The 13,380-nt window shown below is 30.3% G+C and carries 12 protein-coding genes; 10 read left to right on the forward strand and 2 right to left on the reverse strand.

The features are described 5' to 3' along the window. Window positions 1-46 precede the first annotated feature (46 nt). The 5 genes from ABDX67_RS10060 (at window position 47) to ABDX67_RS10080 (ending at window position 4,684) form a co-directional block, all read left to right on the forward strand. Window positions 47-556 (forward strand): RNA polymerase sigma factor, encoded by a 510-nt coding sequence (locus ABDX67_RS10060; protein ID WP_347174896.1) that lies wholly within the window; start codon window positions 47-49, stop codon window positions 554-556. Beyond that, complete coding sequence (locus tag ABDX67_RS10065; RefSeq protein ID WP_347174897.1) at window positions 543-962, forward strand: hypothetical protein; 420 nt, start codon at window positions 543-545, stop codon at window positions 960-962. The genes ABDX67_RS10060 and ABDX67_RS10065 overlap by 14 nt, the downstream gene beginning before the upstream one ends. Before the next feature lie 39 nt (window positions 963-1,001). After that, window positions 1,002-1,523 carry a DUF4252 domain-containing protein gene (locus ABDX67_RS10070; RefSeq protein ID WP_347174898.1) on the forward strand — a complete coding sequence of 174 codons (522 nt, stop codon included), beginning with the start codon at window positions 1,002-1,004 and terminating at the stop codon, window positions 1,521-1,523. Between the two features lie 52 nt (window positions 1,524-1,575). After that, the gene (locus ABDX67_RS10075) at window positions 1,576-2,106 is read left to right on the forward strand and encodes a DUF4252 domain-containing protein (protein WP_347174899.1); all 531 of its coding nucleotides are present in this window, start codon (window positions 1,576-1,578) and stop codon (window positions 2,104-2,106) included. A 127-nt stretch (window positions 2,107-2,233) separates the two neighbouring features. After that, window positions 2,234-4,684: a M1 family aminopeptidase gene (locus tag ABDX67_RS10080; RefSeq protein ID WP_347174900.1), complete on the forward strand. Its 2,451-nt coding sequence runs from the start codon at window positions 2,234-2,236 to the stop codon at window positions 4,682-4,684. Between the two features lie 48 nt (window positions 4,685-4,732). Here ABDX67_RS10080 and ABDX67_RS10085 read toward each other — a convergent pair whose 3' ends face one another. Continuing rightward, the gene (locus ABDX67_RS10085) at window positions 4,733-5,098 is read right to left on the reverse strand and encodes a helix-turn-helix domain-containing protein (RefSeq protein ID WP_347174901.1); all 366 of its coding nucleotides are present in this window, start codon (window positions 5,096-5,098) and stop codon (window positions 4,733-4,735) included. A 352-nt stretch (window positions 5,099-5,450) separates the two neighbouring features. Between ABDX67_RS10085 and ABDX67_RS10090 the strand changes: the two genes are divergently transcribed. The 4 genes from ABDX67_RS10090 to ABDX67_RS10105 all read left to right on the forward strand — a co-directional run bounded on the left by ABDX67_RS10090 (window position 5,451) and on the right by ABDX67_RS10105 (window position 10,348). Beyond that, the gene (locus tag ABDX67_RS10090) at window positions 5,451-6,491 is read left to right on the forward strand and encodes a M14 family zinc carboxypeptidase (protein WP_347174902.1); all 1,041 of its coding nucleotides are present in this window, start codon (window positions 5,451-5,453) and stop codon (window positions 6,489-6,491) included. An 88-nt stretch (window positions 6,492-6,579) separates the two neighbouring features. Continuing rightward, window positions 6,580-7,059 (forward strand): Lrp/AsnC family transcriptional regulator, encoded by a 480-nt coding sequence (locus ABDX67_RS10095; RefSeq protein ID WP_347174903.1) that lies wholly within the window; start codon window positions 6,580-6,582, stop codon window positions 7,057-7,059. A 79-nt stretch (window positions 7,060-7,138) separates the two neighbouring features. Then, on the forward strand, window positions 7,139-8,281 hold the full coding sequence (locus tag ABDX67_RS10100; RefSeq protein ID WP_347174904.1) for a methionine aminotransferase: 1,143 nt from the start codon (window positions 7,139-7,141) through the stop codon (window positions 8,279-8,281). Between the two features lie 78 nt (window positions 8,282-8,359). Further along, window positions 8,360-10,348 carry an alpha-ketoacid dehydrogenase subunit alpha/beta gene (locus tag ABDX67_RS10105; RefSeq protein WP_347174905.1) on the forward strand — a complete coding sequence of 663 codons (1,989 nt, stop codon included), beginning with the start codon at window positions 8,360-8,362 and terminating at the stop codon, window positions 10,346-10,348. Window positions 10,349-10,357: 9 nt separating this feature from the next. Here the strand turns inward: ABDX67_RS10105 and ABDX67_RS10110 are convergent, their stop codons facing one another. Continuing rightward, the gene (locus ABDX67_RS10110) at window positions 10,358-11,563 is read right to left on the reverse strand and encodes a multidrug effflux MFS transporter (RefSeq protein ID WP_347174906.1); all 1,206 of its coding nucleotides are present in this window, start codon (window positions 11,561-11,563) and stop codon (window positions 10,358-10,360) included. Window positions 11,564-11,709: 146 nt separating this feature from the next. On the opposite strand from ABDX67_RS10110, the gene ABDX67_RS10115 reads away from it, so the two are divergent. Continuing rightward, window positions 11,710-12,552, forward strand: a complete 843-nt coding sequence (locus tag ABDX67_RS10115; RefSeq protein WP_347174907.1) for a YitT family protein — start codon at window positions 11,710-11,712, stop codon at window positions 12,550-12,552. Window positions 12,553-13,380 lie beyond the last annotated feature (828 nt).

Genomic DNA, 13,380 nt, shown 5'->3' on the forward strand with positions numbered 1-13,380 from the left:
GAAGCAATGAAAAGAAACGTTTTTACAAATCAATTATAACAAACTAATGAATCAATCAGAATTTTTAAAATCTGTATTACCTTTTAAAGACAAGGTCTTTCGTTTAGCCAAAAGGCTTTTAGTATCTACTGAAGAAGCAGAAGATGCAACACAAGAATTGTATTTTAAATTATGGAAAAATAGAGCAAAAATAGCTGAGTATAAAAATGTTGAAGCGTTTGCAATGACAATGACTAAAAATTATTGTTTTGATAGATTAAAATCTAAACAAGCATCAAACTTAACATTGGTTCATAGTAATTATAAAGAAAAAGATACTTCTTTAGATAAAAAAATGGAGTATCGAGATAGTGTTAGCCAAGTACATAGGCTTATTGAGAAGTTGCCAGAACAGCAAAAGTTAGTAATTCAATTAAGAGACGTTGAAGAGTACGATTTTGAAGAGATCGGAAAAATGTTAGACTTAAAACCAACAGCTGTAAGAGTAGCATTATCAAGAGCAAGAAAAACAATAAGAGAAGAACTAATAAAACAACACAATTATGGAATTATCTAAAATAGAACAGTTGTTAGAAAAATATCTAAATGCAGAAACTACTTTGCAAGAAGAAGCAACATTAAAAAACTATTTTTTATCAGGTAATGTAGCTTCACATTTGCAAGAATATGAATCGATGTTTGGTTATTTTGCCATCAATAAAGCAGAAACATCTGAAAAACCAATCCAATTAAATACTAAAAAAACGAATTGGAAATGGTTGTCAGTAGCTGCATCAGTAGCCTTACTATTTAGCGTATATATAGGAAATAGTTATGTGCAAGAGCAAAAAGCGAAAGCTCAATTTGCACAAGTAAAAGAAGCGTTAAAAATGATCTCTACAAACTTAAACAAAGGAAACGAAGCTGTTGCAAGTTTGTATGTATATGAAGACGCTGTAAATAAAGTATTTAAAACCAAGTAAATTAAAAGTAATAAGCAAACCAAGTAAACAAGAGAAAACATGAAAAAAATAATCGTATTAATAGCGCTAGTTATAGCACCAGCAGTAAGTTTTGGACAATCTATATTTGATAAACTAGAAAATATGGACGAAGTATCTTCTGTTATTGTAAATAAAGATGCATTCCAATTACTACAAAAATTTGGCGGAGATTTTGGCGGAGATAAAGAAGCTGTTGAAATTTTTAAATTGATAGAAAGCTTAAATGAATTAAAAGTTTTTAAAACAAATGATCCTAAAGTTGCAAAAACAATGGAATCTATGGTAACATCTGCAGTTAAAAAATCAAGCTTAATCGAGTTAATGAGAATTAAAGACAAAGATGCAAGAGTTAAAATTTATGTTAATACTGGCAGCAATAAAGATTTTGTTAGCGAAGTGCTAATGTTTGTAAATGGAGTTAGTAGAGTTACTGAAGGTAATGCAGAATCTGTTGTAGTTTCTTTAACCGGTAAGATAGATGTTAATAAATTAGCTAGCATTGCAAACCAGTTTTCTAATGATGGGAAAAAATCTAACTAGAAATTAGATTTACAAAATTTGCTTAAAAAAACAATCACTTAAAACAAAACCAATGAAAAAAATAACAACACTATTAGTAGCTTTTATTTTAGCGTTTTCATTTACATCATGTAACGAAGAATCTTTACAAAGTTACTTAGTTAAAAGTCAAGATAAATCTGGATTTATCACTTTTGATGTGCCAGCAAGTATTTTACAAATAAAATCTGATGATGTTTCTGAAGAAACAAAAGAAACATTAAAAAGTATTAAAAAAGTAAATGTTGTTGCAATGCCTTTTAAAGACAATGCAACAGAAGTTGAAGCAGAAAGAGCGCAATTAGATAAAATTTTAAAAGGAAAAGATTATAAAAGTATTATGAGATTTACTGAAAAGAACATGAAAGTAAGTCTGTATTATACTGGAGAAGCAGATGCAATTGATGAACTTATTGCTTTTGGTTACGGAGCAAAACAAGGAGTTGGAGTTGCTAGAATTTTAGGCGACAATATGAATCCTTCTAATATTATGAAAATGATGAGTGAAGTAAAGTTTGATGGCGACGGAATTAATTTAGATCAGTTTAAAGTTTTATTAAAATAAACAAATAATCATTTTATAATAAAGCCCAAAATCTACCTTAGATTTTGGGCTTTTCTTTTTAACGAGCCATTAACAAGGAAACATCTTAAATTTCTTACTTTTGAAGTCTTAATAAGAATCGTTATTTATGAAGTTTCAAAAAATCACTTTTTTAATTTGTATTTTCTTTATTGCTGTTTTTTCTGCGCAAGTAGATGCACAATCAATTTACAGAAAAGAGAAAGATAAAGTACACGCATTGCAACATACAAAGCTCAATGTTTCTTTAGATTTTAAAAAGAAAGAATTAAATGGCGAAGCTTGGCTTACGTTAAAACCTTATTTCTATGCAACTGATAAAGTTATATTAGATGCAAAAGCAATGATTATTCACAGCATTCAATTGAATACTAAAAATGTTGGTTATAATTACGACGGAGAAAAAATTATAGTAGAATTACCAAAAGCATATACAAAAGACGAAAGTTTTACACTATATATAAAATACACCGCAAGACCAGAAAAGGTTCAGCAAAAAGGAAGTGCTGCAATTACACAAGCAAAAGGTTTGTACTTTATCAATGCTGATGGATTAGATACATCAAAACCAACACAGGTTTGGACACAAGGAGAAACTGAAGCGAGTAGTTGTTGGTTTCCAACGATTGATAGTCCAAATCAAAAAACTTCGCAAGAATTAACAATTACAGTTCCTAGTAAATTTAAAACCTTATCAAACGGAATATTAGAAAGTCAAACTGAAAATCCAAACGGAACAAGAACAGATTACTGGAATTTTAAACAAAAACACGCACCTTATTTATTCTTTTTAGGTGTAGGCGAATTTGAAATCATTAAAGATTCTTATAAAAATATTCCGGTAGAATATTATGTAGAAAAAAAATACGCTCCGTATGCAAAAGACATTTTTGGATTAACTCCAGAAATGATGGCGTTTTTCTCAAAAATTACTGGTGTAGAATATCCTTGGAGTAAATATAGTCAGTTTGTTGGACGAGATTATATAAGTGGTGCCATGGAAAATACTACCGCTGTAATCCATGGAGAAAATGCAAATCAAATGCCAGGGCAACTGATTGATGAAAATGTACAAGAAAACACAATTGCACATGAATTATTTCATCATTGGTTTGGTAATTTAGTTACTGCAGAAAGTTGGAGTAATTTAACACTAAATGAATCTTTTGCCAATTATAGCGAGTATTTATGGAGAGAACACAAATACGGAAAAGACAATGCAAATGCGCATTTATTAGAAAGTGTAGAAGCATATAAACAAGGAGAAAATTTCGACAAACATTTGGTTCGTTATTTTTACAATGACAAAGAAGATATGTTTGATGCGGTGAGTTATAATAAAGGCGGCGCAATTTTACACATGTTAAGAAACTATGTTGGCGATGAAGCTTTTTTTGCGGGTTTAAATTTATATCTAACAGAAAATAAATACAAAAGTGCAGAAGTGCATCAATTGCGCTTGGTTTTTGAAAAAATTACTGGAAAAGATCTAAACTGGTTTTTTAATCAATGGTATTTTTCGGGCGGACATCCAAAGATTCAAGTTTCTTACGATTATAACACGTTAGAGAAAAAAGTAACTGTAAATTTTTATCAAACAGAAGGTGAGTTTCAGTTTCCGATTGCAATTGATATAATAGAAAATGGTAAAGTAACTCGCGAAAAAGTTTTTGTTGATGGCAAAGATGCGTCATTTACTTTTAGCTATTCTAAAACGCCAGAAAATATTCTTGTGAATGCAGACGGAGTTTTATTGGCAGATTTTACAGAAGCAAAAACAACAAGTCAATATTTAAATCAGTTGCAATACACTACAAATTATGCGCATAAAAAAGAAGCAATTTTAGCAATCGCAAAGCTACAAGACGATAAAAAAGTTTTCGAAGCAATTTCAAACGCCATAGATGATCCGTTTTATAAGATTAGAATTTTAGCGATTGAGAATATCGATTTGTTTGATAAGTCTTCTAAAAGAGCTGTAATTGATAAAATTAAAAAAATTGCTTTGAATGATAAAAAAACGTTGGTTAGAGCGGCAGCAATTGAAACCTTAGGAAAATTAACTGATCCAGGAAATTTACCAATATTTCAAGAGTCGTTAAAAAGTAAATCGTACAGCGTTTTAGGAAAAACCTTAGTTGCAATTTATTATATTGATAAAGCATTAGCAATTAAGCTTTCTAAGGAATTGCCAAATGATGTTAGAAAAATTATTGCAACACCATTAACAAGGATATTTATTGAAGAAAATGACGAAACCGAATTAGAATTTATTGCTAAAAATGTATTGTCTGGAATGTTTTTAAGCAACGATACAAGAATACAAGAGTTGTACAAAAGAGCGTATGATAAAATTGCAAAAAGCAATAACACAAAGGCAATTGAGAATTTAGTTGACGATGTTGTAGCTAAAGGAATTCAGTTTAAGCAGTATAATTTTGACAAAACAGCAATAAACCTATTATTACAAATGGTTGAAATTCAAAAAAACAGCGGAGTTTCAAATAGAAACAAACACATTCAAATTATACGAATTGGTATGGCAAAGCTTGTCAACTAATAAAGTATCAAACTATAAATTAAAAGCCTTTAGAATACCTAAAGGCTTTTATTTTTTATATTCTTCAAAAGTTCCGTCAGAATAAAAAATGACGATTCGTTGTATTTTCTTTTCTGTATCAGAATTGATTGTCTGTTTTTCCTCAAAAGGAAGAGTAGGAACGTGGCTACTTATTTTTTCTACTACTTGTTTCGGAAAAGTGCCTTTACCATTTAACAACCAATAAATATCTACATCTTTAAAAGTATTTGTCACTTTTAAAATAAAATCTAAGCTAGGTTTATTTCTACCAGAAATAATATGAGAAATGCTAGAACGTTGCACATCAATTTTATCTGCAAATAATGATGCCGTTAAATGATGATATTCCATCACTTTTTTTAGCCTTGTTGTAAAATCACTCGTGTTTACCATTGTAAATTATAAAATGTTTTACAAATGTAAAACAATCTTATTAAATAACCTTGTAATCATTTATTAATTTTTTAAACATCTACTTTTAAACTAAATTAAAGGTTTATATAATAAAGTTTAATAAACTGTAAATTAGATGCTTATATATAAACAATAGAAGATATTTATATTGATTTTATTGAGTTTGTAATTTGTAATATTGTAAATAGATTTTGTTTAGTATTAGATTACAATTGTATCAATAAAATAGAAAAAACTAGATTACAATTGTAACATTTAATCAGTTTACTTTTGTAATAAAATAAAGAAGAACCTAAAATTGAATTTGTATTTTTGTCGGATACTTTTATCAATGGAAACTTTAAATCCACATTTATTAGAAACAATTTTTAACTCTAAAAAAGAAACTGCTCTTTTTGGGAAATGGATTCATGATGCACATATTTCTCCGTTGTTGTCAAAATTATCAAATAAACTTGCTGTTACTGTAATTGGAAATTCTGAGAATAAAGTTCCAATTCGTTCTGTACAATTTGGTTCTGGAGAAAGTAAAATTCTTATTTGGACACAAATGCACGGAAATGAAAGCACAGGAACGAAAGCTTTATTCGACTTTTTTAATTGTATTGTTAGTTCTAAAGATCCTGTTTTTAAAGCAATTTTAGAGAAGTGTACCATTTTATGTATTCCGATGTTAAATCCAGATGGATCGTTAAACTACACGCGAGCAAATGCTAAAAATATTGATTTGAATAGAGATGCAGTAGATCAAAAAGCCATAGAAAGCAAGTTGTTGCGAAGTGTATTAGAAAGTTTTCAACCAGATTACTGCTTTAATTTACACGATCAAAGAACAATTTTTGGAGTAGAAGGAACTGAGAATCCTGCAACCATATCATTTTTAGCGCCATCAGAAGAAGTAACAAGAAAGCTAACAGAAGGCAGAAAACTAACGATGAATGTTATTGTAGCAATGAATACGCTATTGCAACAAGTAATACCGAATCATGTTGGTAGATACACAGACGAGTTTTATCCAACTGCAACAGGAGATAACTTTCAGAAATTAGGATTCAATACTATTTTAATTGAAGCTGGACATTTTCCTGATGATTATGACAGAGAAGAAGCAAGGAAGTTTAACTTTTACGCACTTGTTCAAGGAATACATCATATTGCTACAGCTATTGATTATAAAGAGTATTTACCGTATTTTAAGATTCCAAATAATCAAAAAAACTTTTTTGATATAATTGAGCTAACCAAAAACACTACAAAAGGAAAAGCCTATCAATTTGTAGATAAAGTTGTAGACAACAAGCTTGTAACTGAAGTTGTGTTAGAAAAAGAAGGTGATCTTAAAAACTATTTAGGACATAAAACAATAGTTTGATTTTTATGTATTTTTTTTGGCTTTATTGTCTTTATTTTAAATATAATTTATATTTTTGACATATTAATTGAATAATATATAAAAAAGAATGAAAAAATTTGTTTTAGACGAAATAGATCATCAAATCCTAGACGTATTAATTGAAAATGCCAGAACTCCGTTTACAGACATTGCAAAAAAACTGTTAGTTTCTGCAGGTACAATACATGTTAGGGTTAAAAAAATGGAAGATGAAGGCATCATTCAAGGTTCTACATTAACGCTTAATTACGAAAAAATGGGCTATTCTTTTATTGCTCATGTTGGTATTTTTCTTGAAAAAACTTCGATGACTCAAAGTGTAATTAAAGAATTAAAAAACATTCCTAATGTAACAGTAGCGTACGTAACTGCTGGTAAATACAATATTTTTTGTAAAGTTAGAGCTAAAGATACAAATGATGCAAAAGACATTATTTATGCAATTGATGATGTTGATGGAGTCAATAGAACAGAAACAATGATTTCTTTAGAAGAAAGCATTAATGATAAAAAAAGAATGATGCACGCAATTTTTAAAGAATTGTAATTTGCTATCAGAATAAATGTAAATCCTTATCCATTTCGATAAGGATTTTTTTATTTTAGAGCATTGTTAAAAATAACTTATGAATCATTTTTCAAAGCTACCCAATTTAGAAACCACCATTTTTACAACAATGGGTAATCTATCTAATAAATACAATGCCATTAATTTAGCTCAAGGTTTCCCAAATTTTAAAAGTGATCAAAAACTTATCGATTTAGTTTCAAAAGCAATGAGTTCTGGCTACAATCAATACGCACCAATGCTTGGCGTTTTAAAATTAAGAGAAGCGATTGCGCAAAAGTTTAGTGATTTATATCAATCTACATACAATCCAGAAAATGAAATTGTAATTACTGCTGGAGCAACGCAAGCAATTTTTTCAATAATTACCGCATTTATAAATCCATCGGATGAAGTAATTTTGTTTAAACCTGCGTATGATTGTTATGAACCAGCAATTCAATTAAACGGCGGAAAAGCTATTTCCTTGCAATTGAAATATCCAGATTATAAAGTAGATTGGAATGAAGTAAAAAATGCGATTTCCAATAAAACGAAAATGATCATCATCAACACACCACAAAATCCTTGTGGAACTGTTTTTTCTAAAGAAGATATGCAACAGTTAGAGTTGATTACAAACAATACCGACATTATTGTTTTAAGTGATGAAGTGTATGAACACATGGTTTTTGACAGATTCACACATCAAAGTGCTTGTTTATTTCCGCAGTTAAAAGAACGAACTTTTATAACAGCTTCTTTCGGAAAAACATTTCATAATACAGGTTGGAAAATGGGCTATTGTTGTGGTCCAAAAGAACTCATAAAAGAGTTTTTAAAAGTGCATCAATTTAATGTGTTTTGTGTAAATCATCCAATGCAAATTGCTTTAGCTAAATATATTTCTGTAGCCAATAATTACAAGGAATTAAACTTATTTTACGAACAGAAAAGAGATCTTTTTTTAGAAGCAATTAAAGACTCTAACTTTACGTTCATTCCATCTAAAGCAACGTATTTTCAAGTATTAAATTTTAGCAATATTACTAATGATAATGATGTTGAATTTGCAAAGAAACTAACCATAGAATTTGGTATTGCATCCATTCCGGTTTCAGTTTTTAATTCTGATAAATTAGATGAAAAAGTATTGCGTTTCTGTTTTGCTAAAAAAGATGAAACCTTGCTAAAAGCAGCAGAAATTTTAAATAAATTATAATTGTATTACTATTAAAATAATGCATTGTACTTCGCTTTTTATTTTTAAATTCGCAACTACAACTAACTAAAAGATTACATGATTGCTCAAATTAACTACTCAAACACTTCTTTAGATACAGCTCAACTCATCGATTTATATAAAGCGATGTTAAAACCAAGATTGATAGAAGAGAAGATGCTTATTTTATTACGTCAAGGTAAAATTTCTAAATGGTTTTCTGGAATTGGTCAAGAAGCAATTTCTGTTGGTGTAGCTTCTGCATTAAACAAAGACGAATATATTTTGCCAATGCACAGAAATTTAGGTGTTTTTACGACGAGAGAAATTCCGTTGTACCGCTTATTTTCTCAATGGCAAGGAAAAGCAAACGGATTTACAAAAGGTAGAGATCGTAGTTTTCATTTTGGAACACAAGAATACAATATTGTAGGAATGATCTCGCATTTAGGGCCGCAATTTGGAGTTGCAGACGGAATTGCATTGGCACACAAAATTAGAAATGAGCAAAAAGTGTGTGCTGTGTTTACTGGTGATGGTGGAACAAGTGAAGGTGATTTTCATGAAGCGTTAAATGTTGCTTCTGTTTGGAATTTACCTGTGTTGTTTTGTGTAGAAAATAATGGTTATGGACTTTCAACACCAACATCAGAACAGTTTAATTGTGAAAACATTGCTGACAAAGGAATTGGTTACGGAATGGAAAGTCATATTATAGACGGAAATAATATTGTAGAAGTCTATACAAAAGTTTCTGAATTAGCAACAAGTGTTCGTGCAAACCCAAGACCCATTTTATTAGAGTTTAAAACTTTTAGAATGCGTGGTCATGAAGAGGCGAGTGGTACAAAATATGTTCCGAAAGAGTTAATGGATACTTGGGCAGCAAAAGATCCGTTAGAGAATTTTCAAGCGTATTTAAGAGCAGAAAACATATTAACAGAACAAGATGAAGTTCAGTTTAAAGAAGCTATTATTTCTGAAATTAATGAACATTTACAATTAGCTTTTGACGAACCAACAATTACAGTTGATTTAGAAACAGAACTAAAAGATGTGTATAAAGACTATCAGCCAGAAACTATAAATCCATCAACAGAAACAAAGAAGATTCGTTTAATTGATGCTATTTCTGACGGTTTGAGACAATCGATGGAACAACACGATGATTTGGTGATTATGGGACAAGATATTGCTGAATATGGCGGCGTTTTTAAAATAACAGACGGGTTTGTAGCGCAATTTGGAAAAGACAGAGTTAAAAATACACCCATTTGTGAATCGGCAATTGTTGCTGCTGCGTATGGTTTGTCTATCAATGGAATGAAAGCTGTGATGGAAATGCAATTTGCAGATTTTGTTTCTTCTGGATTCAATCCGATTGTAAATTTATTAGCAAAATCTCAGTATCGTTGGAATGAAAATGCAGATGTTGTAGTTAGAATGCCTTGTGGCGCTGGCGTTGGTGCAGGACCTTTTCATTCTCAAACAAATGAAGCGTGGTTTACCAAAACACCAGGATTAAAAGTGTTGTATCCAGCATTTCCTGCCGATGCAAAAGGCTTGTTAATTGCTGCAATTAATGATCCAAATCCGATATTATTCTTTGAACACAAAGCGTTGTATCGTTCTGTTTATCAAGAAGTACCAGAGAATTACTATACGCTTCCTATTGGAAAAGCGGCTACGCTAAAAAAAGGAAACGATGTTACGATTATAAGTTATGGAGCAGGAGTTCATTGGGCGTTAGAAACTTTAGAGAAAAACGCAACGATTTCTGCAGATTTAATCGATTTAAGAAGTTTACAACCATTAGATGTTGATGCAATTTATGCATCTGTACAGAAAACAGGAAAAGCAATTATCTTACAAGAAGACAGTTTGTTTGGCGGAATTGCAAGTGATATTTCTGCATTGATTACAGAAAACTGTTTCACCTATTTAGATGCGCCAGTAAAACGTGTTGGAAGTTTAGAAACTCCAATTCCGTTTGAAAAGGAATTAGAAAATCAATATTTGGCTAAGAATCGTTTTGAATCTGAATTAAAAGAATTGTTGGCTTATTAATTGAATCTATTAATTAGTTGTTATTGTTTTTTTAGGTAAAAACTGTATCAATAAAAAAGAGCACAATCCGCAGAAAAAGAATCCAATAAATAAAGGCAACGCAGTTTCTGTAACAAAACTACCGATAAACGTAGCAATTGGTACTGCCATAATTGTAGATGCAAATCCGTTAATTGCAGAACCAACACCAGCAATATGTCCAACAGGTTGCATGGCTAAAGCACGTAAGTTTCCGAATAAAAACCCGATTGCAAAGAACTCTAATCCACAGAAAATTAAAAAAACTGTAATACTTGGATTTATATTGCTATTAAAATAGATAATTGCGTAGAGTAGTGGCACTATTGTAAACATTAATAAAAACACTTTTACTAAATTATACATGCCAAAACGCATTACAAACGTTCCGTTTAAAAAGGTTGCAAAACCAACTGAAATTGCCAATCCAGCAAAAATGTAAGGAAACTCTTCTTTAAAATGATATTGTTCTTGAAAAATATGTTGTGATGCCGATAAGTACACCATAAAAGAACCCGTTATAAATCCAGAAACTAAGGTAAAAGTAACTGCTTGTTTGTGTTTTATAAACTCTTTTGCGCCATCTATAAAGAGGCGAAATCTAAACTTTGTTCTCTTTTCTACAGGCAATGTTTCTGGCTGACGTTTCCATAACCAAAACATAATAACTACACCGATCATTAACTGACTTATAAAAATGGCTTTCCAACCATAAGCGTCTAAAATTAGTTTTCCGATTGCAGGTGCAACCACAGGAACCAAAATAAAAATAACCACAACAAACGACATAATTTTAGCCATATAATTTCCGCTAAAACGATCTCTAATCATCGCAATACTAATGGTTCTTGGTGCAGCCAAACCAATTCCTTGTAAGATTCTACCAACAACCATGGTTTCTAAATTGGTTGCATAAACACAAATAAAACTCGCAATTACAAAGAGCGTAAAACCCATATAAATAACAGGTTTTCTACCTAAACTATCAGAAATAGGTCCAAAAATTAATTGTCCGAAGCCTAATCCTAAGAAAATCATAGTAACTAATAATTGATTATCAGTAGAATCGTGGATTCCGATAGAAATTCCGATTTGTTCTAACGCAGGTAATAAAGCATCGATAGACATGGCAACAATAGACATTAATGATGCCATTAAAGCAATAAATTCTATTTTGGAACTTTGGTTATTTTGCATTCGGCAAAGCTACCGTTAAGAATTTATAATTTGGTAGTTTAAAAATAAAATATGTTTATAAAGAAATTAACAAATGATATTTAGCATAGATGTTATACAGTTACTACTTGAATATAGTAACTTTGCATTTTTAAAAGCATTAAAAAATGAAGAAAGAGTTTTTTAACTACACCTATATTGTAATTGGTTGTGCTGTTATGGCATTTGGTGTAGTTGGTTTTTTAAGCCCAAATAACATTACAATGGGCGGAACAGGAGGTTTGGCGATTATTTTTGACAGTGTTTTTAAATCTTCTATCGGTATTTTATTTATGATGATTAACATTCCGTTGTTGTTAGTAAGTGTAAAATACTTAGGGAAATACTTTGCACTAAAAAGTGCGATAGCCATTATATTAATTGGAATTTTTATTGATATTTTATCAGAATTTATTGGTTTAGGAGCGTTGAGTGAAATACCAATCTTGGCTACTTTGTATGGCGGAATTGCTGTTGGTGTTGGAATTGGATTTATTTTTAAAGGTGGTGGATCTGCTGGTGGCGGAACGATTATCGCTAGAATTGTAACGTCTAAAACGTCTTTAAAAACTGGAACCGTTATTTTAATGTTAGATTCTGTTGTGGTTATTGCTGCCGGTATTGTGTTTAATAGTGTAGAATTGGCTTTGTGGAGTATGATAAGTATTTTTACAACTACAAAGATGATTGACATTGTTTTAACTGGAAGACCAAATGATCGTATTGTGCATATTTCTTCTTGTAATAATTTAGATGCTATCGGGATTTTAATTAAAGAACGCATTGGTGTAAACGGAACTTTAGTAAAAGGAAACAATTTAAGTTTAAGCGAAAAGAAAGACATGATCTTTGTAGCAGTTCCAATAAATAGATTGGAAACCTTAAAGCAAATTATCTTTGAGAATGATAAGAGTGCAAAAATGGTTGTTATGGATGCTTCAGAATTATTAGGAACCAAGTTCTTAAAGTAAGATTGTATTTTTTTGTTATTTACCTTATTAGAGTATGTGCTGAAAAACACTATTTAACATAATGTAAATTATAGTACAAATGTATCGTTTAGTTAATAAGAGTGGTTTATCCATTTGATAGCTATAATGTAGTATTATGTAAAATATCCCAGAAGCATTTGTTTTCATAAGAATAATTGGAACTTGGGTCATTAAACTAATAAGCGGTTTGCTTCGCAGCGTTTAAAAAACATTTGTATCTATAATTAGCCGTTATGTAAAATAGCCGCTGCCAAACGCTCGATTGTTTTATAAAATCAAATTGCTATGGCAATTTATTTTACACACAATTATCCAACGCTTGCCAACGCCAAAATAAAAGCTAACCTTTTTGCACTTATTAAAAATCGCGTATTCGATAAAATGTACGTTATAAAAAATTTTAGACGATTCTCGTAAGCTTGCCACAAGAGCATAAATTTTAAGAAAAATAAAATTCTATGCACTTGTTATATTTAGAACTTCAATTAATCCTTTTTTAAAATATTATATCTTTTTTTCTTGATAAAAAAAGAAACAAAAAAATCAAGGCTGCATATAATTTTGGAAACAATTAACGGTTCATTCGCTATATTTTAGGAAACATTGGAACTTATTAAGATTGCTTTGAAATCTCTTGTATAATTATAACTCTTAAGAAACAGTATTACTAAACCCCTAAAATATGTACACTCACTTCACCTATTGTTTTAACCAAAATTTTATGAGGCCAAGTAAAAATTGAGATTCTATTTTCATAATAGTTGTTCATAAAATTAATGCCTTTTATTATGTTTTAATAAATAATTT

The sequence above is a fragment of the Polaribacter uvawellassae genome (assembly GCF_039748955.1).
GTDB lineage: Bacteria > Bacteroidota > Bacteroidia > Flavobacteriales > Flavobacteriaceae > Polaribacter > Polaribacter uvawellassae.

Coding starts and splice junctions, on each gene's coding strand:
- ABDX67_RS10060 (WP_347174896.1), top strand. CDS start 47: ATGAATCAATCAGAATTTTTAAAATCTGTATTACCTTTTAAAGACAAG.
- ABDX67_RS10065 (WP_347174897.1), top strand. CDS start 543: ATGGAATTATCTAAAATAGAACAGTTGTTAGAAAAATATCTAAATGCA.
- ABDX67_RS10070 (WP_347174898.1), top strand. CDS start 1,002: ATGAAAAAAATAATCGTATTAATAGCGCTAGTTATAGCACCAGCAGTA.
- ABDX67_RS10075 (WP_347174899.1), top strand. CDS start 1,576: ATGAAAAAAATAACAACACTATTAGTAGCTTTTATTTTAGCGTTTTCA.
- ABDX67_RS10080 (WP_347174900.1), top strand. CDS start 2,234: ATGAAGTTTCAAAAAATCACTTTTTTAATTTGTATTTTCTTTATTGCT.
- ABDX67_RS10085 (WP_347174901.1), bottom strand. CDS start 5,098: ATGGTAAACACGAGTGATTTTACAACAAGGCTAAAAAAAGTGATGGAA.
- ABDX67_RS10090 (WP_347174902.1), top strand. CDS start 5,451: ATGGAAACTTTAAATCCACATTTATTAGAAACAATTTTTAACTCTAAA.
- ABDX67_RS10095 (WP_347174903.1), top strand. CDS start 6,580: ATGAAAAAATTTGTTTTAGACGAAATAGATCATCAAATCCTAGACGTA.
- ABDX67_RS10100 (WP_347174904.1), top strand. CDS start 7,139: ATGAATCATTTTTCAAAGCTACCCAATTTAGAAACCACCATTTTTACA.
- ABDX67_RS10105 (WP_347174905.1), top strand. CDS start 8,360: ATGATTGCTCAAATTAACTACTCAAACACTTCTTTAGATACAGCTCAA.
- ABDX67_RS10110 (WP_347174906.1), bottom strand. CDS start 11,563: ATGCAAAATAACCAAAGTTCCAAAATAGAATTTATTGCTTTAATGGCA.
- ABDX67_RS10115 (WP_347174907.1), top strand. CDS start 11,710: ATGAAGAAAGAGTTTTTTAACTACACCTATATTGTAATTGGTTGTGCT.